The organism is Dokdonella koreensis DS-123 (genome assembly GCF_001632775.1).
Lineage (GTDB): Bacteria > Pseudomonadota > Gammaproteobacteria > Xanthomonadales > Rhodanobacteraceae > Dokdonella > Dokdonella koreensis.
Window position 1 is genome coordinate 618,051 of the sequence record NZ_CP015249.1, and the last position, 23,441, is coordinate 641,491.

Here is a 23,441-nt window from a genome sequence, read left to right on the forward strand (position 1 = left end):
TGCTCATGGCTGGAACACCCAGGCGAAGGTCTGCTGCCGTGTGCCGGCGTCCTCGTCCTGTGTGTCGAGGCCGGCTTCGGTCCATTGCATCGTGATCGTGCACAGCCCGTCGTAGGGCGTGCGGTCGCGCTGGCTGACGGCCGACACGACCGTGGCCGAGTTGCGCTCGCACAGGACCGTGGCGGTCGGATTGGGCATCAGGTCGACCAGTTGCTGGCTCCACAGCGTGCGGTCGCGCGTGGCGACGTCGTCGGTCGAGCACGCCGCGCCGACCGCGCAGGCCGGCGGCGTGCCGGTTTCCGGGTAGTCGCCGTCGTAGCCGTTCTCCCACACCGCGGGCATGTTGGCGCGCATGCGGTCGGCCAGCGACTGGGCGAGGAAATTGGCCTGGGTGCGGATGTAGGCGCCGTTGTTGACCTTGACCGACACGACCAGCAGGCCGGCCAGGCCGAGCAGCCCCAGGCTGAAGATCAGCAATGCAACCAGCACTTCCAGCAGACTGAAGCCGCGGGACGGTCGCAGTATTCGCTTCATCGGTGCGTCGCTCATGTGCAGCTGCCCGCGGGCGAGCCGGTGGTGTCGCGGCGGGACGTGATCGTGCCGCTGCCGGCGATCGCGATGTGCCGCGAGCCGGCGTCGCCCGAATCACTCGGCGGGCGACAGACGTTGAGGTCGAAGCTGGCGGCCTGGCGCAGGTCGCCGCTGATCCCGAACAGCACCACGCCGTCCTCGCCGCCGCCCGAGGCGGCGCCGAGGATGCGGTAGTCGGCAGCGACCGGGCCGCGGTGGCGCATGCAGATCGAGACGCCGTTCTCGATGTCGGCAGCGCAGGCGGCCTCGTCACCGGGCGAAGTGGGGACCGCCTGCAGCGTGCCGTCCTCCATCCGTGCCGACACGACCTGCCAGCCGGCCGACCAGTCGCCGCCGTTGGCGATGACCGCCACCGGCCGGCCGCGCTTGACGGCCTCCGAGCGGGCCAGGTTGAGCGCGCCGACGAGGTCGTTGGTGGTGTCCGTGACGGTCATGTTGACCGTCAGCTCGCGGAAGCCCGGAAACGCGATGGCGGCGAGGATCGCCAGGAGCGCCATGACCGTGATCATCTCGATCAGCGTGAAGCCGCGCGCGGCGGTCCGGCCTCGGCGGTGGCGTGACGCAGGTGCTGCGGGCATTGCTCCCCCTGGGCGGAGCCGAACGGTGCGAGCGTGCAGGCTAGGCAGCCGGGCGGGCGCAGGCAACCGCTATCGGGTACGAGGTAGCAATTGGCGGACGAATGGCGCGCCGGCGCCGCCGCTGGCCTCAGCCGACCACTTTGAGCCGCAGTTCCTTGGGCAGGGCGAAGGTGACGTTCTCGGGCTCGCCGTCGAGTTCGCGCACCTCGCCGGCCCCCCACTCGCGCAGCCGCTCGACCACGCCGCGGACCAGGCTCTCGGGTGCCGACGCGCCGGCCGTGACGCCGATGCGGGCGTGGCCGCGCACCCATTCGGGGCGGATGTCGTCGGCACCGTCGATCAGGAAGGCCGCCACGCCCTGCTTCTGCGCCAGCTCGCGCAGCCGGTTGGAGTTGGAGCTGTTCGGCGAGCCGACCACCAGCACGATGTCGCATTCCTGGCCGAGCCGGCGCACGGCGTCCTGCCGGTTCTGGGTGGCATAGCAGATGTCGTCGTGGCGCGGGCCCAGGATCGCCGGGAACTGCCGGCGCAGGGCCTCGATCACCGCCCGGGTGTCGTCCACCGACAGCGTCGTCTGGCTGACGTAGGCGATGTGGTCCGGCCGTCGCGGCTCCAGCCGTTCCACGCATTCGGGCGTTTCGACCAGGTAGATGCGGCCGGCGTTAGCGGTGCTCCACTGGCCCATCGTGCCCTCGACTTCCGGATGGCCGGCATGCCCGATCAGGACCACGTCGCGCCCGGCCTTGCCGTGCCGTGCCACCTCGATGTGCACCTTGGTGACAAGCGGGCAGGTGGCGTCGAACACCGACAGCTGCCGGCGCGCGGCCTCGTCGCGGATCTCGCGGGAGACGCCGTGTGCGCTGAAGATCACGGTGGCGCCGTCCGGCACCTCGTCGAGCTCGTCGACGAACACCGCGCCGCGTGCGCGCAGCGAGTCGACGACGAAGCGGTTGTGGACGACTTCGTGGCGCACGTAGATCGGCGCGCCGAAGGTGTCGATTGCGCGCTCGACGATCTCGATCGCGCGGTCGACACCGGCGCAGAATCCGCGCGGGTTGGCCAGTAGTACCTGCATGGGCCGTGATTATCCGCCAGCCGGGGTGGTTTTCCCACCGAACAGCCCGCCGAGGACCAGCAGCACGGCGCCGACGCAGATGGCCGAGTCGGCGATGTTGAACGCCGGGAAATGCCAGCCGCCGAGGATCACGTCGATGAAATCGGTGACCTGGCCGTGGCGCAGCCGGTCGACCAGGTTGCCGATCGCCCCGCCGATCACCAGCGACAGCGGCAGCGCATTGCGCCAGTCGCCCCGGGGCGTGCGCGCGAGCCAGGTGGCCAGCAGCGCGCTGATGCCGATGGCGAGGGCGGTGAAGAGCCAGCGCTGCCAGCCGCCGGCACCGGCGAGAAAGCTGAACGCCGCACCGGTGTTGAACGCGAGCGTCCAGTTGAGCAGGCCCGGGATCACCACGTGCGGCTCGTACGGGGCCAGGCTGCGCAAGGCGATTTCCTTGGTGGCCTGGTCGGCTGCGAAGACGACCAGCGAAAGCAGCAGCCAGGACAAGGCGTTGGGACGAACAGTCATGAGGCAGGCGTGATGTGCGGAGGGAGCGGGCCGGCGCGCCCCGTTCAGGGAGCAGGCCCGGGGCGGCACTTTACCGATCTTTTCGTGGATCTTGCAGATTCGCGGGCCATGTGGAGGGCCAAAAGGTGTCTGATCTGTCCGCACCACCCCATCCCCCCTGGAGCACCCACGATGAACATCAGCAAGACGCTTTCTTCCACGACGCTGGCGCTGGCTCTTGCCGGCATCCTGTTGACCGCCGCTCCCGTCGCGCCGGCCTTCGCGCAGGACCAGACCCCGGTCGCGGCGCCCGATACGGCCGGCAAGCCGGTCCATCGCCGCCACCGCGACTTCGCATTCAAGGCCACGGCCGAGGAACGCGCGGTGCTCGGCGACCTGCGCGCGCTGACGCGGGTCTACCTGCAGTCCAACCGCGCCTCGGAGCTGCCGGCGCTCTATCGCAGCGTGCTGGCCAAGACCGACAACGAGACCGTGCGCAACGTCGCCAACCGCATGCTCGAGCGCGCTGGCCAGGCGCCGCAGAATCCGGATCTCGAAATCGCCCGCCTGACGCGCGATCTCAACGAGAAGCTGGCGGCCCTCCCGGCCGGGCAGTAACCGGCAGCCCACCGTGGCGGATTCGATGGACCGGCCGGTCCGCCACGGTTCTCGTTCCTGCGCTGCCGTCCCGTCACGCAGGCGCGAGAAGTCCCGGGACGAGCGCGTACGACGGCGCACGATCGATCGCCGCCCGAGGCGATAGCGCCTTCGTCGCCGGCCTGCATCCGGCCGGCGAAATCCAGGCCGAACGGGCAATGGCTTGTTCGCCGCGTGCCGCGACGCTGGCGCGGGTGCCGATCTTCGGCGACGGTTCCGGAGACTGATCGCTCCACCTCGTCCGGACCGCCGGTCTTGACGACATCCGCGTCCCCGCCACCACCGGTGGCGCTTCCGGTACCATGGCCCCGCCGCGCGCGGGTCGCGCGACGGACCGCCAGCCGCGCATGCAGCACGCCACGCCCGATCTGAACACGCCGACCGGCGATGCCATCGCCACCACCACCTGCTACATGTGCGCCTGCCGCTGCGGCATCCGCGTGCACCTGAAGGACGGCAAGGTCCGCTACATCGACGGCAATCCCGCCCATCCGGTCAATCGCGGCGTGATCTGCGCGAAAGGTTCGGCCGGCATCAAGCAGCACTACTCGCCGGCACGGCTGTCCAAGCCGCTGCTGCGCGTCGGCGAGCGCGGCGCCGGCGAGTTCCGCGAGATCGAATGGGACGAGGCGCTCGACCTGGCCGCGCGCTGGCTCGGCGACATCCGCCGGCGCAACCCGGACGAACTGGCCTTCTTCACCGGCCGCGACCAGTCGCAGGCCCTGACCGGCTGGTGGGCGCAGCAGTTCGGTACGGTCAACTACGCGGCGCACGGCGGCTTCTGCTCGGTCAACATGGCGGCGGCCGGCCTCTACACGCTCGGCGGGTCGTTCTGGGAGTTCGGCGAGCCGGACTGGGAGCTCACGCGCTACCTGATGCTCTGGGGCGTGGCCGAGGATCACGACTCCAACCCGATCAAGCTCGGCCTCGGCAAGCTCAAGGCGCGCGGCGCGAAGATCGTCGCGATCAATCCGGTGCGCAGCGGCTACGGCGCGATCGCCGACGAATGGGTGCCGATCAACCCCGGCACCGACGGCCTGCTGGCCGGCGCCCTGATCCACGAGCTGCTGCGTACGGACCGCATCGATCTCGACTACCTCGTGCGCTACACCAACGCGCACCACCTGGTGATCCGGGCGCCGGGTGCCGCGGACGACGGCCTGTTCGCACGCGATGCCGAGGGCCATCCCCTGTGCGCGGTGCGCGAAGGCGGCACGCTGCGCCACGCCCGGGCCGACCTGCCGGACATCGCACCGCAGGTGGTCGGCGAATACACGCTCGCGGACGGCCGCAGCGCCGTCCCGGCCTTCCAGCTGCTGGCCGAGCGCTACCTGGCCGCCGACTACGCGCCCGATCGTGTCGCCGAACGCTGCGGCGTCGCCGCGACGACGATCCGCCGGCTGGCCGCCGAGCTCGCGCAGGCCGCGTTCGATCACGACCTGCGTCTGGAGCAGGCGTGGACCGACACGCACGGGCGCGTCCACGCCGACATGCCGTGCCGACCGGTGGCGATGCATGCGATGCGCGGCATTTCCGCCCACGCCAACGGATTCCATACCTGCCGTTCGCTGCACGTGCTGCAGATGCTGCTCGGCGCGATCGACGTGCCCGGCAGCTTCCGCTACCAGCCGCCGTTTCCGAAGCCGGTGCCGCCGCCGAACCGGCCCGGGCGCAGCCGCAAGGACAACGGCGTGCTCGATGCCGCGCCGCTGGGCTTCGTGCACGGGCCGGACGACCTGCTGGTCGACGCCGACGGCAAGCCGCGGCGCATCGACAAGGCGTTCTCGTGGGAGCATCCGTTCGCCGCGCACGGCATGCTGCAGTCGGTGATCCGCAACGCCTGGGCCGGCGACCCGTACCGCATCGACACCCTGCTGCTGTTCATGGCCAACATGGGCTGGAACTCGGCCATGAACGTCGGCCAGACGCGGGCGATGCTGACCGATCGCGATCCGGCGACCGGCGAGTACCGGATCCCGCACGTGATCTACGCCGACGCCTACGCGTCGGAAACGGTCGCGCTCGCCGACCTGGTGCTGCCGGATACCACCTACCTGGAGCGCCACGACTGCATCAGCCTGCTCGACCGGCCGATCTCCGACGCCGATGCGGCCAGCGATGCGATCCGCCGGCCGGTGGTGGCGCCCGATCGCGACGTGCGTCCGTTCCAGGACGTGCTGCTCGACCTGGGGGCGCGCCTCGGGCTGCCGGGCATGACGCACGAGGACGGCACGCCGCGCTACCCGCGCGGCTTCGCCCAGTACATGGTCGAGCACGAGCGCGCGCCGGGCATCGGCCTGCTGGCCGGCTGGCGCGGCGCGAACGGCGACAAGCACGGCGTCGGCGAGCCCAATCCGGCCCAGCTCGAACGCTATGCCGCGCACGACTGCTACTGGCACCACGCGGTGCCCGCCGCGGGCCGCTACTACAAGATGGCCAACCGCGACTACCTGGACTGGGCGCGGACGATGGGTTTCGTCGGCTCGACGGCGCCGGTCGTCATCGAGCTCTACTCGGAGAAGCTCCAGCGATTCCGGCTGGCCGCGCAGGGCCACGGCGCGATCCAGCCGCCGGCACGCGAGCGCGCGCGGATCGCGCGCTTCTTCGATCCGCTGCCGTTCTGGTACGCCGATACCGACCTCGCGCCGGTCCCGGCAGCAGCGGCCGAAACCTATCCGCTGGCCGCCGTCACCCAGCGGCCGATGTTCATGTACCACGCCTGGGGTTCGCAGAACGCCTGGCTGCGCCAGATCGCGGCGCGCAATTTCCTGTACCTGCATCCGTCCACGGCCGCGCTGCATGGCGTGGCCGACGGCGACTGGATCTGGCTGGCCTCGCCGCTGGCGCGCATCCGCGTGCAGGCGCGCCTGCACGCGGGCACCGCGCCCGGCACCGTGTGGACCTGGAACGCGATCGGCAAGCGCCGCGGCGCCTGGAAGCTGGCGGGCGACGCGCCGGAGAGCCGCGACGGATTCCTGCTCAACCACCTGATCGACGAACTGCTGCCGTCGCGTGCCGACGGCTATCGCTACGCGAATGCCGATCCGGTGACCGGGCAGGCCGCCTGGTTCGACCTGCGCGTGCGCATCGAGGCCGATCCGGCACCGCGCCAGGCCGGCCACCGCGTCGAGACGGCACCGTTGCGGAGGACGGCATGACGATGCTGCCGCCACCGGCGCAGAAGAAGCTCGGCCTGGTGATCGACCTGGACACCTGCGTCGGCTGCCATGCCTGCGCGGTGGCCTGCAAGGAATGGAACGACGGTGGCGACTTCGGGCCGCTGGAGGACACCGACGCCTATGGCGCGAAGCCGGACGGCGTCTGGTTCAATCGCGTGCACAGCTACGAGGTGGCCGCCGACACCGGCCCCACGCTGGCGCAGACGGTGCTCGCGGCCGCCGCCGAGGCGGGCGTGGCGCCGGTCCGTAGCGGCGGCGGGACCGGATCGGGCTGCGGCGCGGCGGCGGCGATGACCGTGCACTTCCCGCGCTCGTGCCTGCATTGCGAGAAACCCGCCTGCGTCACCGTCTGCCCGACCGGTGCCAGCTTCAAGCGGGTCGAGGACGGCATCGTCCTGGTCAACGAAGACACCTGCATCGGTTGCCAGCTGTGTGCCTGGGCCTGTCCCTATGGCGCGCGCGAGTTCAGCACGCGGCACGGGACGATGCAGAAATGCACGCTGTGCATCGACCGCATCTACAACGAAAGCCTGGCCCCCGAAGACCGCCAGCCGGCCTGCGTCAAGGCCTGCCCGACGCGCGCGCGGCATTTCGGCGACCTGGGGGATCCCGAGTCGGCGGTGTCGCGCCTGGTCGCGGAGCGGCAGGGCTATGCACTGATGCCCGAACTCGGCTACCAGCCGGTCAACCGCTATCTGCCGCCGCGACCGCGCCGTGCCGGCGCCGTGGCCGAGGAGGCCGTTGCATCCGATGCCGGCGAGGCCTTCGACGCCGCCAGCCTGCCGCCGCTGCTGCGCTGGCTCGATCGCGTGCTGTCGCGCTAAGGTGCCGTCGTCGTCGACGCGGCGCCGGAGCGCCCCGCGCCGCGTCGACGACGTGCCGCCGCCCCCGTGAGGAGAACCCCATGCTGATCTCGACCACGTCCACGCTGCAGGACCGCAAGATCGTCCGTTATCTCGGCCTGGTCAGCGGCGATGCGATTCTCGGCGCCAACGTGTTCCGCGATTTCTTCGCCGGCATCCGCGACGTCATCGGCGGTCGCGCCGGCAGCTACGAGAAGGTCCTGCGCTCGGCCAAGGACACGGCCCTGGAAGAGATGGCCGAGCAGGCCGAGCGCCTGGGCGCCAATGCGGTGATCGGTGTCGATCTGGACTACGAGACGATCCAGATCAAGGACGGCGGCGGGATGCTGATGGTGTCGGCGACCGGCACCGCCGTCGTCGTCGAAGACTAGAGCCGATGCGCCCCGCGTTTTCGATCATCTTCTTCACGACGCTGTCGGGGGCCGGCTACGGCCTGTGGTTCCTGGTCGGAGCCGCGGTGCTGGTGGGGGCTGCGCCGCCGGATCGCATGGCGGTCCTGGTGCCGTTGGTTGCGGGTTTCGTGCTGACGTCGGCGGGCCTGCTGGCCTCGGTGGCCCACCTCGGCAAGCCGCTGCGTGCCTGGCGCGCGCTCAGCCAGTGGCGCAGCTCCTGGCTGTCGCGCGAGGGTGTGCTGTCGCTGGCCTGCGTGCCGCTGTGCGCGCTGCTCGCCTGGCGCGTGGAGTCCGTGCACAGCGGTCTTCGGATCCGCCTCGGTTTCGCTCTGCTCGCGGTGCTGGCCGCGGCGACGGTGTTCTGCACGGCGCGCATCTACGCTTCGCTCAAGACGGTGCGCGCCTGGAACGACGCGCGCGTCACGCCGCTGTACGGACTGCTGGCGCTCCAGACCGGCGGTCTCTGGTTCTGGCTGCTGGTCGGTCCGTATGCCGCGGTCGCGGCGGTCGAACCGGCCGAGCCGGCCGCCGCCGGTACGGCCGCGATCTGGCTGCTCGGGCTGGCTGCCGTGGTCGTGGCGGCGTCGTCGCTCCAGCATGCGTACTGGCGGCAGCGGCTGGACGACGGCCCCGATGCCGCAGCGGCCACCGGACTCGGTCGCGCCGGTGGCGTGCACAGCGTGGAGGCACCGCACACCGAGGAAAACTACCTGACCCGCGAGATGGGATTCGTGCTGGCCCGCCGCCACGGTGCGCGCCTGCGCACGATCACCACCCATCTGCTGTTCCTGGTCCCGCTGGCGGCGATCGGGCTCGCCCTGCTGCTGCCGGCCTGGATGCCGGCCTGTGCGCTCGTGGCGACCGCCAGCGCGATGCTCGGCGTCTTCGTCCAGCGCTGGCTGTTCTTCGCCCAGGCGCGCCACGCCGTGCAGGCCTACTACGGCTGAAGCCGGTGCCGGCCGGCCTCATGTTCACTCGCGATTCAAGCCGCGGAACTAGCATGTTGCGGCGCCGCACGCCTCATTCCGGCGCTCTGTCCCGCTTTTAGAAGGAAGAAAAATGAAGAACGTCCTGCTCTGCGCCGCCGTGCTGGCGGTGCTCCCGCTGGCTGCCCAGGCCGAGAATTCGGATTGGTCCGGCTCCGGCGAAGTCGGCATCGCAGCCACGCGCGGCAACAGCAAGTCCGAGAACGTCAACATCAAGCTGCAGTTCAAGCAGGAAGACGACACCTGGAAGAACAACGTCTTTCTCAATGCCCTGCGCAGCAAGGGCGAGGTGACGGTGGCGACCCAGGTCGACGGCCAGACGGTCAACGTGACGCGCTATGACCTGACCGCCAACCGCTACGAGGCCGGCGGCTCGGTCGGCTACAAGCTCGACGAGCGCAGCTACCTGGTCGGCGCCTTGCGCTACGAGAACGACGACTTCTCGCCGTTCGAGTACCAGTGGATCGCGTCGGTCGGCTACGGCTATACCGCGCTCAAGAACCAGCGCACCGAGCTGAGCTTCGAGATCGGCCCCGGCTACAAGCGCTACCAGGTCCAGCCCTACGACGTCTTCATCGGCGACCCGCCGGTGGCCACGCGCGTGCGCCCGGGCTCGGACGGCGAGGTCGTCGCGCGCGGCCTGATCTCGTTCCGCCACAAGCTGACCGAAACCACCACGTTCGAGAACGTGCTGCTGACCGAAGCGGGCAGCGACAACACCTTCCTGCAGAACGACGCCGGGCTGGCCGTGTCGATGTCGGAGAAGTTCGCGCTCAAGCTCGGCTACCAGGTGCGTCACAACACCGACGTGACCGAGGGCGCCAAGAAGACCGACCAGTTGCTGACGACCAACCTCGTCTACAACTTCTGAGGTCGCTCCCGACCCACCCGGCGGCAGTCGCCGGGTGGGTGTCGTGATCGGTTCGCCGCGGCGTCAGGCCCGGCCGAGCAGGCGCAGCGCGCCCTGCGCGACGAGGTCGGCCGCCACGACCCGGCCCAGCGCCTGCGGGTCGTCGGCCGGTCCCTGCGCCTGAGCGCGCAGCAGCGTGCCGTCGGCGGCGTCGCCGACCAATCCCCACAGGTGCAGGCCGCGGTCGGTCTCGATCGCCTGGGCCGCCAGCGAGACCTGGCAACTGCCGGCCAGCGCCTGGCTGAAGGCGCGCTCGGCCGCTACGCAGCGATGCGTGCCGGCATCGTCGAGCGGCGCCAGCAGGTCGGCGATCCGGGCGTCCCCGCTGCGCATCTCGATCGCGATCGCGCCCTGCGCCGCCGCCGGCAGCCAGTGCGGCGCGGCCAGCCGGCTGCGGATGCGCGTGCCGAGCGCGAGGCGCTCCAGGCCGGCACAGGCCAGGACGATGGCGTCGTACTCGCCGGCGTCGAGTTTGGCCAGGCGCGTGTTGACGTTGCCGCGCAGGTCGAGCAGGGCCAGGTCCGGACGCAAGGCGCGCAGCTGGGCCTGCCGGCGCAGCGACGAGGTACCCACGCGCGCGCCCTGCGGCAGCGCGGCGATCTGCGCGTACCCGTTACTGACGAACGCATCGGCGGCATCGGCGCGTTCGAGCACGCAGCCGATCGCGAAGCCCGGCTCCAGCTCCATCGGCACGTCCTTGAACGAGTGCACGGCGATGTCGGCCAGGCCCTCCTGCATGGCCACTTCCAGTTCCTTGAGGAAGAGCCCCTTGCCGCCGATGTCGGCCAGCGGGCGATCGAGGATGCGGTCGCCGCGCGTGGTCATCGGCAGCAGCTCGACGATCAGGCCCGGATGGCGCTGGCGCAGCAGTGCGGCGGCGTGTTCGGCTTGCCACAGCGCGAGCGCGCTCTGGCGGGTGGCGATTCGCAGGATGTTCAAAGGGTCTTCACCAGTTTGCGCAGGCCGGGCAGGCAGCGGCGGCTGACTTCCAGTTCGGTGCCGGTGCCTTCGACGCGTGCCAGCATGCGGCCATCGGTCGTGCGCAGCAGCCCGAGCAGGCGGCTGCGCGTGACCAGGCAGTTGCGATGGATGCGTACGAAGCGGTCGCCGAACTCCTCCTCCAGGTCCTTCAGCGGCTCCTCGATCAGCACGTCGCCCCCGACGTGGTGGACGACGACGTACTTGTCCTCGGCCTGCAGGTAGGCCACGTCCTCGATCGGTACCAGCACCAGGCTGCCGCGGACGCGTGCGCACAGATGGCTGCGCTGCCGTCCTGCCGCGCCGTCGCCGGCCTGCCGCAGCTGCTCGCCGCTGTAGCGGCGCGCGCGTTCGAGCGCGTGGCGCAGGCGTTCGCCGCGCACCGGCTTGACGATGTAGTCGATCGCGTGCACGTCGAAGGCCGCCAGGGCGTGTTCGTCGTAGGCGGTGCAGAACACGATGGCGGGCGGCGCGTCCAGCGCGGCGAGGTGCCGGGCCGCCTCGAGGCCGTCCATCGCCGGCATGCGGATGTCCAGCAGGACCACGTCCGGACGCAGGGCCGGCGCCGCTTCGAGCAGGGCGGTCCCGCTGCCGGCCTCGCCGACCACTTCGGCACCGCCGATCTCGCCGAGCAGCGCGATCAGGCGCTCGCGCGCCAGCGGCTCATCGTCGACAACGAGGACTTTCATCGGATGGATTCCAGCGGCAGTCGCAGCACGACGGTGAAGCGCTCCGTGCCGGAAACGGTTTCCAGTGCGGCGCGATCGCCGAAATGGTAGCCGATGCGCGCGCGGATGTTGGCGATCGCATGACCGTTGCCGCCGCGCCGTGCCGGCGTGGCGGGGCAGGGGTTGTCGATGCGCACCTCGATGCCCGACGCCAGGCGCCGCCCCTGCAGGCGCAGTGTGCCGCCGTCCGGCAACGGCTCGATGCCATGATAGATCGCGTTCTCGACCAGGGGCTGCAGCAGCAGCGGCGGCAGCGGCAGCTCGCGCGGCAGCGCGACCAGGTCGCGTTGCACCTCCAGCCGCGGGCCCAGCCGCAGGCCCTCGATCCGCAGGTAGTGATCGACCCGGTCCAGTTCCTCGCCGAGGGTGCCGCTGGCATCGGCCGAGCCGAGCGCCGCGCGGAACAGGTCGGACAGGTCCTCCACCGCGCCCTCGGCCTCGGCCGGCCGCGTGCGGATGAGGCTGGCGATCGTATTCATGCTGTTGAACAGGAAGTGTGGCCGGATGCGCGCCTGCAGGGCATCGACCTGCGCCTTCGACGCGGCCTGCACGCGCTCGCGCCATTGGCCGATCACGAACAGGTAGCGCAGCAGGGCGGCGCCGATCAGCGCGCAGATCGCGGCGTTGGCCGCGACGAAGCGGACCGGCCCCGGGTCGGTGCCGGTGAGCCCGAGCCCGAGCGCATGGTCCATCGCCTGGATCAGCGCGGCGGCCAGTGCGGTGACGCCGATCATGACCAGCCAGGCCAGGAGCAGGCCGCTGCGCGGCGACAGGCGGTCGAGCACACCGCGCAGCGAGCACAGCACGACGGCATTGAGCAGGGCCAGCCATTGCAGGTAGACGCTGACGATGCCGATCCGCGGCAGCAGGGGACCCGGCGCATTCGGCGTGAGCACGACGACCAGGGCGACCAGCTCGGCCACCACGATTACCGCGAACAGCGTCGGCAGGCTGCAGAACTGCGGCAGCCAGTGGCGGCCTGCGGTGTCGTTCACCGGCGCTCCCCGTCGTGATCCCGTTGGCGATGGTAGCGCGCGGGCCACCGCGCCGATGCTACCGGCCGCACGTCCTGGCGCGCGTGCGCGCTAGGGCGTGTCATCAATCCCTCGGTAGGCCGCGCCGTTCTTGCGTGCGTCCGGGCCAAGGAAGAGGGAGGAAGTGGACGTGGGTCCACGCCCGAGCGATGACGCAGTCCCGGGCGCACGCAAGAGCGGCCCTACGGGTTGGCCCTGGAAAGCCGCCAGCGTGCGTTGCGCGGCTTGACCTGACGGCCAGTCAGGCGCGGCGCCACACTACACCCCCTGACGACTTTCCAGGGCCAACGCGACCTGCCGGGGGATTGATGACACGCCCTAGAACAGCGTGCGACCGATCCAGTCGCGCAGGTCGGCGACTTCCTCGGCGCAGACCTGGTGGGCCATCGGGTAGTCGTGCCAGTCGACCGTGTAGCCGAGCTGGCGCAGCAGGTCGCGGCTCATCCGGCCGAGCGCCTCGGGGACGACCGGATCGGCGCTGCCGTGCGCCAGGAAGACCGGGACGTCGCCGTTGGCGGCCGCGCGTTCGTCCGGCAACCGGGTGTGCAGCGGCAGGTAGCCCGAAAGGCCGACGATGCCGGCCAGCCGCTGCGGATGCCGCAGGCCGCCGCCGAGCGCCACCGCGGCGCCCTGGGAGAAGCCGGCGAGCAGGATCGCCGCCGCCGGTACGCCGCGCTCGATCTCACGCCCGATCAGCGCATCGAGTTCGATGAACGACGCGCGCAGGCCCGCCTCGTCCTGGCGCTCGGCCAGCGTCGTGCCGGCGATGTCGTACCAGGCCCGCATCGGCATGCCGCCGTTGATGGTGACCGGGCGCACTGGCGCGTGCGGGAACACGAAGCGCAGCGCCGGCCAGTCGCGGTCGACCAGCTCCGGGACGATCGGGCCGAAATCGTGGCCGTCGGCACCCAGGCCGTGCAGCCAGATCACCGCGTGGCGCGGATCGGGAGCGGTTTCGATTTCGACGGTGGGCAGCATCCGGGGAGGGCTCGCGCAGGAAGACGGCCCGCAAGGCTGCCCGATGCGGCCGGCGCTGCCAAGCCGCCGCCGGCCCGGCCTTTCCCGCCGGCCGGTCCGCACCTGCCACGGTGCGTGCCCGCGGCGGGCCGGCGCCGACCCCTCCGGCGCCGGTTTTTCGGGGTGGACGCGCCGCGCCGTGCAGGTGCCCGAGGGCTTCGCATCCGTGTGCGTCGACGACACGTTCTGGGAGCCGTTCGGCCTTGGTACGATCGCCGCCTCCGCCGTCCGGCGCCGCTTGCCGATCGATCCCATGTCCGCGCCGCCGTTTCCTTCCGACCCCCGTTCGCGCCGCGATCTGCTGCTGTTCTTCCTGGCCGCCTTCGTCGTGCTGGCCGCGGGCATGGGCCTGCGTGATCCCTGGCCGGCCGACGAGCCGCGCTTCACGCTGGTCGCCGAGCAGATGGTCGAGAGCGGCCAATGGCTGATCACGCATCGCGGCAGCGAGCTGTACTCGGACAAGCCGCCATTGTTCATGGCCTTGCAGGCCGCGGCGTTCACCGTGACCGGGCACTGGCGCATCGCCTTCCTGCTGCCGTCCCTGCTGGCGGCGCTGGGTACGCTGTTCCTGGTCTACGACGCCGGGCGTCGCCTGTGGGGCGCACGCGTGGGCCTGTACGCCGCCGGCGCGCTGCTGGTGACGTTCCAGTTCGTCTACCAGGCCAAGCGCGCGCAGATCGACCCGACCGTGACGTTCTTCATCACCCTGGCCAACTACGGCCTGCTGCGGCATTTCCTGCTCGGCCCGGACTGGCGTGCCTACTGGCTCGGCTGCTTCGCGGCGGGCCTGGGCGTCATCACCAAGGGCGTGGGCATCCTTGCACTGCTGATGTTCGTGCCGTTCCTGTTCGCGCGCTGGCGCGGCTGGAACGGGTTGTCGCCGATCCGCGGCGGCGGGCTGCATTGGCTGGGCGGCGCCGTGGCCTTCCTGCTGGCGGTCGGACTGTGGATCGTGCCGATGCTGCTGGCGGTGCACGCCAGCGATTCGCCCGAGCATCGCGCCTACATGAACGACATCCTGTTCCGGCAGACCGCCGGGCGCTATACCGATTCCTGGGACCATCACAAGCCGGCCTGGTACTACCTCGGCGTGATCGCCGCGAGCTGGCTGCCGCTGGCGCTGGCGCTACCCGGCCTGGTGCCGAAATGGCGCGAGCGGCTGCGCGCGCGCGACGCCCGTTTCCTGCTGCCGCTGGCCTGGATCGTGCTGATCGTGCTGTTCTTCACGCTGCCCAAGGGCAAGCGTGACGTCTACATCATGCCGGCGCTGCCGATGTTCGCCCTGGTGGCGGGGCCGTTCCTCGAAGACCTGATCCGGCGTCCGTGGCTGCGCTGGCTCGCCTTCGCGCTCAGCCTGCTGCTGGCGGGCCTGTTCCTCGGCGGTGGCTTCGCGGCGCTGGGCGGCGGCTGGGCGCGCGCCAACGCGCTGGTCGTCCAGCGCGGGCTGGCCGATGGCGGCGTCGCACTCTGGCACCTGATGATCGCGATCGGCGCGGCGGCGCTGGCTGCGGCGGTGGTGTTCCGCGTGCGCCGCGCGGTGACCGGCCTGGTGGCCCTGCTGGGCGTGATCTGGCTGCTGTGGGGCCTGTGGGCCTATCCGGTGCTCAATGCCTCCACGTCCGCGTCGGACGTCATGCGCCGCACCGAGCAACTGGTGGGTGACGGCGAGCTCGGGCTGGTCGCCTGGAAGGAGCAGAACCTGCTGCTGCTCGACAAGCCGGCGACCGATTTCGGCTTCCTGAAGCCCTGGCACACGCAGCTCGGTGCGTCGATCCGCTGGCTCGAGGCCGCGCCCGACCGGCGCTGGGTGTTCGTGCTCGGCAGGGCGATGGGGCCGTGCGTCGACCGCGCGCGGGCGATCCACGTCGGCAACGCGAACCGCCGCGAGTGGTGGCTGTTCCGGGCCGATGCGGTGACACCGGCCTGCCGTGGCGGGCAGGTGCCGGTCATCGGCGAGGAGACCGAGGACTCGCCGAACGAGGAGTGAGACCCCGCGCCGCCGCCGCTGGCAGCGGCCGGCGGCGCTGCGTAAGATGCCCCGCCCTGGACCAGGATTCCCAGGCCGGAATACGCCTGACGCCGGCCCTCGCACCGCATGCGCCGCTATCTGCTTTTCGGGACCGAACTCTACGCCTTGCCGATCCTGCATCCGATCGCGGCGGCCGCCCAGGCCGAAGGCGCCGAGGTGGCGTGGTTCCTCGACGGTTCGGCCGCCGCGCAGGCCGCCGTGCCGGGCCAGGTGCGATTGCCCGATGCAGCCGCCGTGCGCCGCTGGCGTCCGGACGCGGTGTTCTCGGCCAGCAACTGGGTGCCGCATTTCTTTCCGGGCGCGAAGGTGCAGGTCTTCCACGGTTTCAGCGTCGGCAAGCGCAGCGAGGCGCGCGGCCATTTCCGCATCCGCGGCTGGTTCGACCTGTACTGCACGCAGGGGCCGGCGACGACGCAGCCGTTCCAGGCGCTGGCCGACCGGCTCGGCCATTTCGTCGTCGCCGAGACCGGCTGGCCGAAACTCGACCCGCTGTTCGCCGCCACCGCGATCGGCGAGGACCTGCGTGCGGCCGCCGCGGGCCGGCCCGTCGTCATGTACGCCTCCACGTTCACCGAGCGGCTCAGTTCCGCGTCGGCCCTGTTGCCGGAGATCGCGCGCCAGGTCGCCGCCGGCGACCGCTACTGGCTGCTCACGCTGCATCCGAAGACCGCGCCGGACCTGGTCGCGCGCTACCGTGCGCTGGTTGGCCCCCATGCGCGGTTCCTGGAGGCGGATGCGCTGGTGCCGATGCTGCGTGCTGCCGACGTGCTGGTCTGCGATACCTCCTCGGTCGTCCCGGAGTTCGCGCTGCAGGGCAAGCCGGTGGTGACGTTCCGCAACAATGCGGTGCAGCCATACATGATCGACATCGCCGAGCCGGCGGCGCTGGAGCCGGCGCTGCGCCGTGCGTTCGCCGCGGAGCCGGCGCTGCGCGCCGAGCTCGATGCGCTGGCCGCGCGGATCCACCCGTACCGCGACGGCCGGTCCAGCCAGCGCGTGCTGGCCGCGACCGAGGCGCTGCTGACGGGACGGCTGCGGCCGCGCGCGCGCAAGCCCGCCAACCTGCTGCGCAAGCTGCAGATGCGCCTGTGGCTGCGCTACTTCGGCCGCGCCGGCTGACGCGCCGCTGCGGCCGGGCCGGCGACGGATCGTCGCGGGCCGACGGTGCCGCTGCGCGCGCGCCTGCGCTATGCTGCATGTCTCCTTTTCGCAACGCAGGCCCGCCGTGGCGAACCCCCATGTACTCGTGGTCGACGACGAGCCGGACATCCGGGCGACCGTAAAGGAAATCCTCGAGGACGAAGGCTATTCGGTCAGCGTCGCCGAATCGGCCGCCGCCGCGCGCGAAGCGCGCCGGCAGCAGCGGCCGGACGTGGTCCTCCTCGACATCTGGATGCCCGGGGTCGACGGCATCAGCCTGCTGCGCGAATGGGGCGAGCGCGGCGGCCTGCCCGGGCCGGTCATCATGATGAGCGGCCATGGCACGATCGAGACGGCGGTGGAAGCCACGCGCCTGGGCGCCTGGGACTTCGTCGAAAAGCCCATCTCGCTGGCCAAGCTGCTGCTGACGATCGAGCGTGCGCTCGAAGCCGGCCGCCTGCGCCGCGAGAACGAAGGACTGAAGAGCCGCCTGCCGGCACCGGCCGAGCCGATCGGTTCCAGCGTCGCGATGCAGTCGCTGCGCGCCCAGCTCGACAAGCTGGCGACCCACGACACCGGCGTGCTGATCCAGGGCGAGGCCGGCACCGGCAAGGAGATGCTGGCCCGCTGGCTGCACGAGCGCAGCGCGCGCCGCAGCGGTCCGTTCGTCACCGTCGCGCCCGGCTCGATCACCAGCGAGCACGTCGCCAAGGCCTTGTTCGGCACCGAGGACGGCGGCAGCGTCGAGTACGGCCTGATCGAGCAGGCCAAGGGCGGCACGCTGTTCCTCGACGAGGTCGCCGAGCTCGACCAGGAGCTGCAGCAGCGGCTTTCGAGCGTGCTCGATCGCCGCGCGGTGCTGCGCTGCGGCGGCAGCGAGGCGATCGCGACCGACGTGCGCGTGATCGCCGCCACCGCGCAGGACCTGGAAGCCCTGGTCCGCGAGGGGCGTTTTCGCGAGGAGCTCTACTACCAGCTCAAGGTCGTCCCGCTTGCGGTGCCGCCGCTGCGCGAGCGGGCCGAGGACATCCCCGAGCTGCTGCGCTACCACGCCGACTTCTTCGCCGCCCGCGACAAGCTGCCGTACCGCAACTTCCCGGTGGCGGCGCAGAACCGGCTGCGCCACTACGCCTGGCCGGGCAACCTGCGCGAGCTGCGCAACCTGGTGCAGCGGCTGCTGATCCTCGGCAGCTCGCCCGACGTCGCGCTCGACGAGGTCGAGAACGCGCTCGGCAGCCTCGGCCCCACCGTGCCGGCGCCCGAAGCCCCCCGCGCCGAGCGCGGCGATTTCGGGGTGGATTTCTCGCTGCCGCTGCGCGAGGCGCGCGAGCAGTTCGAGCGCGCCTACCTCCTGCACCAGCTCGCCGCGGCCGGCGGCAGTGTCGGCAAGCTGGCCAAGGCGGTAGGCATGGAGCGCACGCACCTGTACCGCAAGCTCAAGGACCTGGGCGTCGATGCCAAGGCCACCGCGCGCGACGAGGCGTCCTAGCGCACGCCATGGACCGCGGGCCTTCGCCCTCGGCGCGGGGTCCATGCCACGTTCCGGCCCGTCATCGGGCTGCGCTATGGTTGCTGAATCGACCCGGCCGGCCGACGGAACGCCGGTCGCCGGCCGCTGTCCGACGCGCCACCGTCTTCCCGCCCCCCCAGGAGTCACCCATGTCACTTTCCGGAAAAGTCGCCTACATCACCGGCGCCGCCAGCGGCCTCGGCAAGCGGATCGCCGAGGTCTACGCCGCCAACGGTGCGGCCGTGGCGATCGCCGACCTCAACCTCGAAGGCGCGCAGGCCGCCGCCGCCGAACTGGCCGCCACCGGCGCGAAGGCGATCGGCGTCAAGGTGGACGTGACCAGCGAGGCCGAGGTCGAGGCCAGCGTCGCCGAAACGATCAAGGCCTTCGGCAAGGTCGACATCCTCGTCTCCAATGCCGGCATCCAGATCGTCAAGCCGGTGCAGGACTTCACCTACGAGGAATGGCGGCGGATGATCGCGATCCACCTCGACGGCGCGTTCCTGACCACGCGTGCCTGCCTCAAGGACATGTACGCGCGCGGCCAGGGCGGCGCGATCATCTACATGGGCTCGGCCCATTCCAAGACCGCGTCCAAGCTCAAGGCGCCGTACGTGGCGGCCAAGCACGCGCTGCTCGGCCTGGCACGCACGGTGGCCAAGGAAGGCGGCCCGGCCAAGGTCCGCGCCAACGTGATCTGCCCCGGCTTCGTGCGTACGCCGCTGGTCGAGAAGCAGATTCCCGAGCAGGCCAAGGAACTGGGCATCAGCGAGGATGAGGTCATCAAGAAGGTCATGCTCAGCGAGACCGTCGACACCGAGTTCACCACGGTCGACGACGTCGCCGCGGTGGCGCTGTTCCTGGCCGCGTTCGAGACCAATGCCCTCACCGGCCAGAGCCTGCTGGTCAGCCACGGCTGGGTGATGGAATGAACACGCCGGGCCGGCGTAGCCGGCCGCGCCGGCGCGCGGAGGCCGCGGCACCGGCGCCGTCGCTGCGGGCCGGCGCCACGCCGGCCGAGATCGCGGCCGGTTGCTACGAGAAGATCGCCCTCGTGCTGCAGGGCGGCGGCGCGCTCGGCGGCTACCAGGCCGGCGTCTACGAGGCCCTGCACGGGGCGGGCCTGCGGCCGGACTGGTTCGCCGGCGTGTCGATCGGCGCGATCAACGCCGCGATCCTGGCCGGCAACGAGGAAGGGGTGCGCGTCGAGCGGCTGCGCACGTTCTGGGACACGATCAGCCGGCCGGCCGGTCCGTTCGGCGGCTCGCTGCCGTGGTTGAACCAGCTGGTCGAGGCGCTGCCGCTGGGCGCCGGCACTGCCGGCACGCCGTTCGGCACCGCGTTCGACGAGGCCCGCCTGGCCTGGCTCGGTGCCGCCAGCGCGGTCGGTGCGCTGCTGCAGGGCCAGCAGGGCTTCTTCCAGTCGCGCACGCTGTCGCCGTTCCTGTTCCGCGACGGCAGCGCGGCGGCGACCAGCTTCTACGACGTCGCGCCGCTGAAGCAGACGCTCGAACGCCTGGTCGACTTCGATCGCATCAACAGCGGTGCGACGCGGTTGAGCGTCGGCGCGGTCAACGTGCGCACCGGCAACGTCGTCTACTTCGACTCGCGCCAGACCGTCCTGCGCGCCGAGCACATCATGGCGTCCGGCGCGCTGCCGCCGGCATTCCCGGCGGTCGAGATCGACGGTGAGCACTACTGGGACGGCGGTGTGGTGTCCAATACGCCGCTGCAGTACGTGCTGTCGGACCTGCCGCGCGCGGACACCCTGGCCCTGCAGGTGGACCTGTGGAGCGCCAGCGGCACCCTGCCGCAGACGGTGTTCGACGTGCTCGAGCGCCAGAAGGACATCCAGTACTCGAGCCGCACGCGCCTGGGCACCGACACCATGGCGCGGTTGCAGAAGCTGCGCGCTGCGCTGCGCGAGCTGATCGACCGTGCCGGGGCCGATGCGCTGCCGGCGGCGACGATGGAGCACCTGCAGCCGTGGATCTGCGATCGGGTCTACAACATCATCCACCTGATCTATCGCGCCAAGCCGCACGAAGAGCAATACAAGGACTACGCGTTCGGGCCGATCGCGATGCGCGACCACTGGCAGAGCGGCTTCGACGACATGTGCCGCACGCTGGCCCATGCGGAGTACTTCGTGCCGCCGTCGCGCGAGCAGACCGTCGTGACGCACGACGTGCATCGCGACGAGTTCGTGCCGCGGAGAAGGCGATGATCGAGACGCTGCGCGCGCAGATCGGCGGTCCGCGCGACGGTGCGCTGCTGCGCTACTCGCTCGGCAACGCGCTGCTGGCGGCCGGTGACGCAGCGGCCGCGGCCGAGGCGCTGCGCGCCGCGCTGGCGTTCGACCCGCGCTATTCGGCGGCCTGGAAACTGCTCGGCCGTGCGCTGGAGCAGACTGGCGACCGGCCGGGCGCGATCGCGGCCTGGCGTGAGGGCATCGTGGTCGCCGAGGCGCGCGGCGACGTGCAGGCCGGCAAGGAGATGGCGGTGTTCCTGCGCCGGCTCGAGAAGCGCGGCGGCTGACGGGCATCGCGCGGGGCGGCGCCGGCCGGGGCGCGGGTCACTGTGCGACGCTGCGCCCGACCCGGGCCAGCAGCACGACCGGCACCAGGCCGACCACGACGATGATCAGAGCGGCGATCGCGCCTTCCTCGTAGGTGCCGCGTGCGGCCTCGGCATAGAGCCGGGTCGCCAGGGTCTCGACGTTCAGCGGCCGCAGCAGCAGCGTCGCCGGCAGTTCCTTCATGCAGTCGACGAAGACCAGCAGCGCCGCCGCGGCCAGCGCCGGGCGGATCAGCGGCAGGTGCACCCGCCGCAGCACGCCGCCGCCGGTACTGCCGAGCGTGCGGGCCGCCTGGTCCAGTACCGGCGCGACCCGGGTCAGCCCGGCGGCGATGCCGCCGCTGGCGACGGCGAGGAAGCGCGCGCTGTAGGCATAGACCAGCGCGGCACCGGACCCGAGCAGCAGGAGGCCGCCGCCGAGGCCGAACCAGCGCTCGCCGAGGTCGGCGAGCAGGCCGTCGAGCAGGCCCAGCGGAAACAGCAGGCCGATCGCCAGCACCGTGCCCGGCAGCGCATAGCCGAGGCCGGCCACGCGCTCGAACGCGCGCGACCAGGCGCCCGGCGCGATGCGCGCCGCGTAGGCCACCACCAGCCCGAGCAGGACGGTGACGAGGGTGGCGGTACCGGCCAGCAGCACCGTGTCGAAGGCGATGCGCAGCAGGCCGGCGGGAAAACCGGCGAAGCGCACGCGCTTGATCGTCTCGGCGACCAGATAGGCGCTCGGCGCGACGAAGCCGACCAGCACCGGCACGCTTCCCAGCACGAGCGCGCTCCAGGCGGCCGGTCCGTGCAGGCGTCGCGGTTCCATCCGCCGCGCGCGCTGGGCGGCGGTGGCATAGCGCTGGCGCCGCCGTCCGGCACGCTCCAGCGCCAGCAGGGCCGCCACCAGCACGAGCATCGCCAGGGCGATCTGCGCCGCGCCGGCCAGGTCCGAGCGGTTGATCCAGGTCGAGTAGATCGAGATCGTCAGCGTGCGTGCGCCGAGGAACTCCGATGCGCCGACGTCGTTGATCGTCTCCATCAGCGCCAGGCTGGCCCCGACCGCGATCGCCGGCCGCGCCAGCGGCAGCGCGACGCGCACGAAGACGCCGCCGCGGCCGGTCCCGAGCGTGCGGGCCGCTTCGATCAGGCTGGCCGACTGCATCAGGAACAGCGCGCGGGTGGTCAGGTAGACATACGGATACAGCACGAAGCCCAGCAGCAGCACGCAGCCGCCGAGCGAACGGATCTCCGGCAGCCGCAGGTCCTGCGGACCGGACCGGCCGAGCAGCTCGCGCAGCAGGGTCTGGACCGGCCCGATCGGGTGCAGCAGGTCCATGTAGGCGTAGGCGACGATGTAGGTCGGCACTGCCAGCGGCAGCAGCAGCGCCCAGTCCAGCACGCCGCGGCCGCGGAAGTCGTAGGCGGTCACCAGCCAGGCGCTGCCGGTGCCGAGCGCGATGACCAGCGCGCCGACGCCGAGCAGCAGGATGGTCGTGTCGAGCAGGGTCGGCGGCAGCACGTGCGCCAGCAGGTGCGGCCACACGCCGCTGTCGCCGCCGAGCGCGGCGACCACCAGGGCCAGGACCGGGACCAGCACCAGGGCGGCGATCGCCCCGGCGGCCAGCCGCCAGCCGGAAGGGTGCTGGCCTCGCGGTCCGTGCAGAAGGCGCATCGTGCCGTCCGCGCCCGCGTCAGTTGTCGAAGCCGATCTTCTCGGCCAGCAGGCTGGCCGCCTTGCGGTGGCGGGCGATCTCGGTCAGCGGCAGCGGGTCCGGAGCGAGGGTGCCGAAACCGGCGATGATCGGGTCGGCCGCGATGCCCGGGCGCACCGGATACTCGAAGTCGATCGTCGCGTAGATGGTCTGGGCTGCTTCCGACACCAGGTAGTCGAGCAGCTTCACCGCCGCCTCGCGGTTCGGCGCGTGCCGGGCAACCGAGGCGCCGGAGACGTTGACCTGGGTGCCGCCGTCCTTGAACGTCGGCAGCACCACGTTGATCGCATCGCCCCACTTCTGCTGTTCGGGGCCGCCCTTGCCGCTGCGCATGCGGCCGACGTAGTAGGAGTTGGCGACGCCGATGTCGCACAGCTGCCCGAGGATGTCGCGCGCGACCTCGCGATCGCCGCCGCCGGGCTTGCGCGCCAGGTTCGCCTTGACGCCCTTGAGCCAGGTCTCGGCGGCCGCCTCGCCGTGGTGGGCGATGTAGGCCGCGATCAGTGCCGTGTTGTACGGGTGCAGGCCCGAACGGATGCAGATCTTGCCTTTCCAGGCCGGATCGGCCAGCTCCTCGTAGGTGAAGCGGCTCAGCGAGGTGCGGTCCTTGGAGGCGTACAGCACGCGGGCGCGCACCGACAGCGCGAACCAGCGGCCCTCAGGGTCGCGCAGCTGCGCCGGGATCGCCGCCGCGAGTGCTTCGGACCGCACCGGCTGCACCAGGTCCTTGTCGACCAGGTCGATCAGGTTGCCGAAGTCGACGGTCATCAGGACGTCGGCCGGGGACCGGCGGCCCTCGGCGGCGACGCGTTCGGCCAGGCCGTCCTTGACGAAGACGGTGTTGACCTTGATACCGCTGTCGGCGGTGAAGGCGTCGAGCAGCGGCTGGATCAGTCCCGGCTCGCGGGTCGTGTAGAGATTGACCTCGCCGGCGGCAAGGGCCGGCACGGCGAGCAGGGCGGCGAGGGCGACGGCGAAACGGGAAGCGCGGCGGCGCAGCGGGGCGGGGATCGTCAT

22 protein-coding genes are annotated in these 23,441 nt (G+C 71.4%); 12 read left to right on the forward strand and 10 right to left on the reverse strand.

The features are described 5' to 3' along the window. Positions 1–3 precede the first annotated feature (3 nt). The 4 genes from pilV to lspA all read right to left on the reverse strand — a co-directional run bounded on the left by pilV (position 4) and on the right by lspA (position 2,751). The gene (gene pilV / locus I596_RS02370; protein WP_190278966.1) at positions 4–534 is read right to left on the reverse strand and encodes a type IV pilus modification protein PilV; all 531 of its coding nucleotides are present in this window, start codon (positions 532–534) and stop codon (positions 4–6) included. A gap of 11 nt (positions 535–545) precedes the next feature. Continuing rightward, positions 546–1,169: a GspH/FimT family pseudopilin gene (locus I596_RS02375; RefSeq protein ID WP_067643638.1), complete on the reverse strand. Its 624-nt coding sequence runs from the start codon at positions 1,167–1,169 to the stop codon at positions 546–548. A gap of 127 nt (positions 1,170–1,296) precedes the next feature. Next, entirely contained in the window at positions 1,297–2,244 is a 948-nt protein-coding gene (ispH, locus tag I596_RS02380) for a 4-hydroxy-3-methylbut-2-enyl diphosphate reductase (RefSeq protein ID WP_067643641.1), read from the reverse strand. A 9-nt stretch (positions 2,245–2,253) separates the two neighbouring features. After that, positions 2,254–2,751: a signal peptidase II gene (lspA, locus tag I596_RS02385; RefSeq protein ID WP_067643644.1), complete on the reverse strand. Its 498-nt coding sequence runs from the start codon at positions 2,749–2,751 to the stop codon at positions 2,254–2,256. A 171-nt stretch (positions 2,752–2,922) separates the two neighbouring features. On the opposite strand from lspA, the gene I596_RS02390 reads away from it, so the two are divergent. The 6 genes from I596_RS02390 to I596_RS02415 all read left to right on the forward strand — a co-directional run bounded on the left by I596_RS02390 (position 2,923) and on the right by I596_RS02415 (position 9,678). Next, a complete protein-coding gene (locus I596_RS02390; protein ID WP_067643647.1) occupies positions 2,923–3,348 on the forward strand; it encodes a hypothetical protein in 426 nt (141 codons plus the stop codon). A gap of 341 nt (positions 3,349–3,689) precedes the next feature. Next, positions 3,690–6,545 carry a molybdopterin oxidoreductase family protein gene (locus tag I596_RS02395; protein WP_067643650.1) on the forward strand — a complete coding sequence of 952 codons (2,856 nt, stop codon included), beginning with the start codon at positions 3,690–3,692 and terminating at the stop codon, positions 6,543–6,545. After that, positions 6,542–7,390, forward strand: coding sequence for a 4Fe-4S dicluster domain-containing protein (locus tag I596_RS02400; protein WP_067643653.1), 849 nt, complete (start codon positions 6,542–6,544; stop codon positions 7,388–7,390). Before I596_RS02395 ends, I596_RS02400 begins: the two co-directional genes overlap by 4 nt. 80 nt (positions 7,391–7,470) lie before the next feature. Further along, positions 7,471–7,800 (forward strand): YbjQ family protein, encoded by a 330-nt coding sequence (locus I596_RS02405; protein ID WP_067643657.1) that lies wholly within the window; start codon positions 7,471–7,473, stop codon positions 7,798–7,800. 5 nt (positions 7,801–7,805) lie between these two features. Then, positions 7,806–8,768 (forward strand): dimethyl sulfoxide reductase anchor subunit family protein, encoded by a 963-nt coding sequence (locus I596_RS02410; protein ID WP_067643660.1) that lies wholly within the window; start codon positions 7,806–7,808, stop codon positions 8,766–8,768. A gap of 112 nt (positions 8,769–8,880) precedes the next feature. After that, the gene (locus I596_RS02415) at positions 8,881–9,678 is read left to right on the forward strand and encodes a DUF481 domain-containing protein (protein WP_067643662.1); all 798 of its coding nucleotides are present in this window, start codon (positions 8,881–8,883) and stop codon (positions 9,676–9,678) included. A 63-nt stretch (positions 9,679–9,741) separates the two neighbouring features. Here the strand turns inward: I596_RS02415 and hemC are convergent, their stop codons facing one another. The 4 genes from hemC to I596_RS02435 all read right to left on the reverse strand — a co-directional run bounded on the left by hemC (position 9,742) and on the right by I596_RS02435 (position 13,435). After that, on the reverse strand, positions 9,742–10,656 hold the full coding sequence (hemC, locus tag I596_RS02420; protein ID WP_067643666.1) for a hydroxymethylbilane synthase: 915 nt from the start codon (positions 10,654–10,656) through the stop codon (positions 9,742–9,744). After that, complete coding sequence (locus I596_RS02425) at positions 10,653–11,384, reverse strand: LytR/AlgR family response regulator transcription factor (protein ID WP_067643669.1); 732 nt, start codon at positions 11,382–11,384, stop codon at positions 10,653–10,655. Before I596_RS02425 ends, hemC begins: the two co-directional genes overlap by 4 nt. After that, positions 11,381–12,418 carry a sensor histidine kinase gene (locus I596_RS02430; protein ID WP_067643672.1) on the reverse strand — a complete coding sequence of 346 codons (1,038 nt, stop codon included), beginning with the start codon at positions 12,416–12,418 and terminating at the stop codon, positions 11,381–11,383. Before I596_RS02430 ends, I596_RS02425 begins: the two co-directional genes overlap by 4 nt. Before the next feature lie 357 nt (positions 12,419–12,775). Beyond that, positions 12,776–13,435: an alpha/beta hydrolase gene (locus tag I596_RS02435; RefSeq protein WP_067643675.1), complete on the reverse strand. Its 660-nt coding sequence runs from the start codon at positions 13,433–13,435 to the stop codon at positions 12,776–12,778. Between the two features lie 292 nt (positions 13,436–13,727). On the opposite strand from I596_RS02435, the gene I596_RS02440 reads away from it, so the two are divergent. The 6 genes from I596_RS02440 (at position 13,728) to I596_RS02465 (ending at position 20,691) form a co-directional block, all read left to right on the forward strand. Next, entirely contained in the window at positions 13,728–15,461 is a 1,734-nt protein-coding gene (locus tag I596_RS02440) for an ArnT family glycosyltransferase (protein WP_067651320.1), read from the forward strand. Between the two features lie 108 nt (positions 15,462–15,569). Further along, positions 15,570–16,622 carry a CDP-glycerol glycerophosphotransferase family protein gene (locus tag I596_RS02445; RefSeq protein ID WP_067643678.1) on the forward strand — a complete coding sequence of 351 codons (1,053 nt, stop codon included), beginning with the start codon at positions 15,570–15,572 and terminating at the stop codon, positions 16,620–16,622. A 106-nt stretch (positions 16,623–16,728) separates the two neighbouring features. Beyond that, complete coding sequence (locus I596_RS02450) at positions 16,729–18,132, forward strand: sigma-54-dependent transcriptional regulator (RefSeq protein WP_067643680.1); 1,404 nt, start codon at positions 16,729–16,731, stop codon at positions 18,130–18,132. Between the two features lie 170 nt (positions 18,133–18,302). Then, positions 18,303–19,085, forward strand: coding sequence for a 3-hydroxybutyrate dehydrogenase (locus I596_RS02455; protein ID WP_067643684.1), 783 nt, complete (start codon positions 18,303–18,305; stop codon positions 19,083–19,085). Continuing rightward, the gene (locus tag I596_RS02460; protein WP_083965313.1) at positions 19,082–20,380 is read left to right on the forward strand and encodes a patatin-like phospholipase family protein; all 1,299 of its coding nucleotides are present in this window, start codon (positions 19,082–19,084) and stop codon (positions 20,378–20,380) included. Before I596_RS02455 ends, I596_RS02460 begins: the two co-directional genes overlap by 4 nt. Further along, positions 20,377–20,691, forward strand: coding sequence for a tetratricopeptide repeat protein (locus tag I596_RS02465; protein ID WP_067643686.1), 315 nt, complete (start codon positions 20,377–20,379; stop codon positions 20,689–20,691). The genes I596_RS02460 and I596_RS02465 overlap by 4 nt, the downstream gene beginning before the upstream one ends. 37 nt (positions 20,692–20,728) lie before the next feature. Here I596_RS02465 and I596_RS02470 read toward each other — a convergent pair whose 3' ends face one another. Both I596_RS02470 and I596_RS02475 read right to left on the reverse strand, forming a co-directional pair. Continuing rightward, a complete protein-coding gene (locus tag I596_RS02470) occupies positions 20,729–22,384 on the reverse strand; it encodes an ABC transporter permease (protein ID WP_067643689.1) in 1,656 nt (551 codons plus the stop codon). Positions 22,385–22,403: 19 nt separating this feature from the next. Continuing rightward, complete coding sequence (locus I596_RS02475) at positions 22,404–23,441, reverse strand: extracellular solute-binding protein (RefSeq protein ID WP_067643692.1); 1,038 nt, start codon at positions 23,439–23,441, stop codon at positions 22,404–22,406.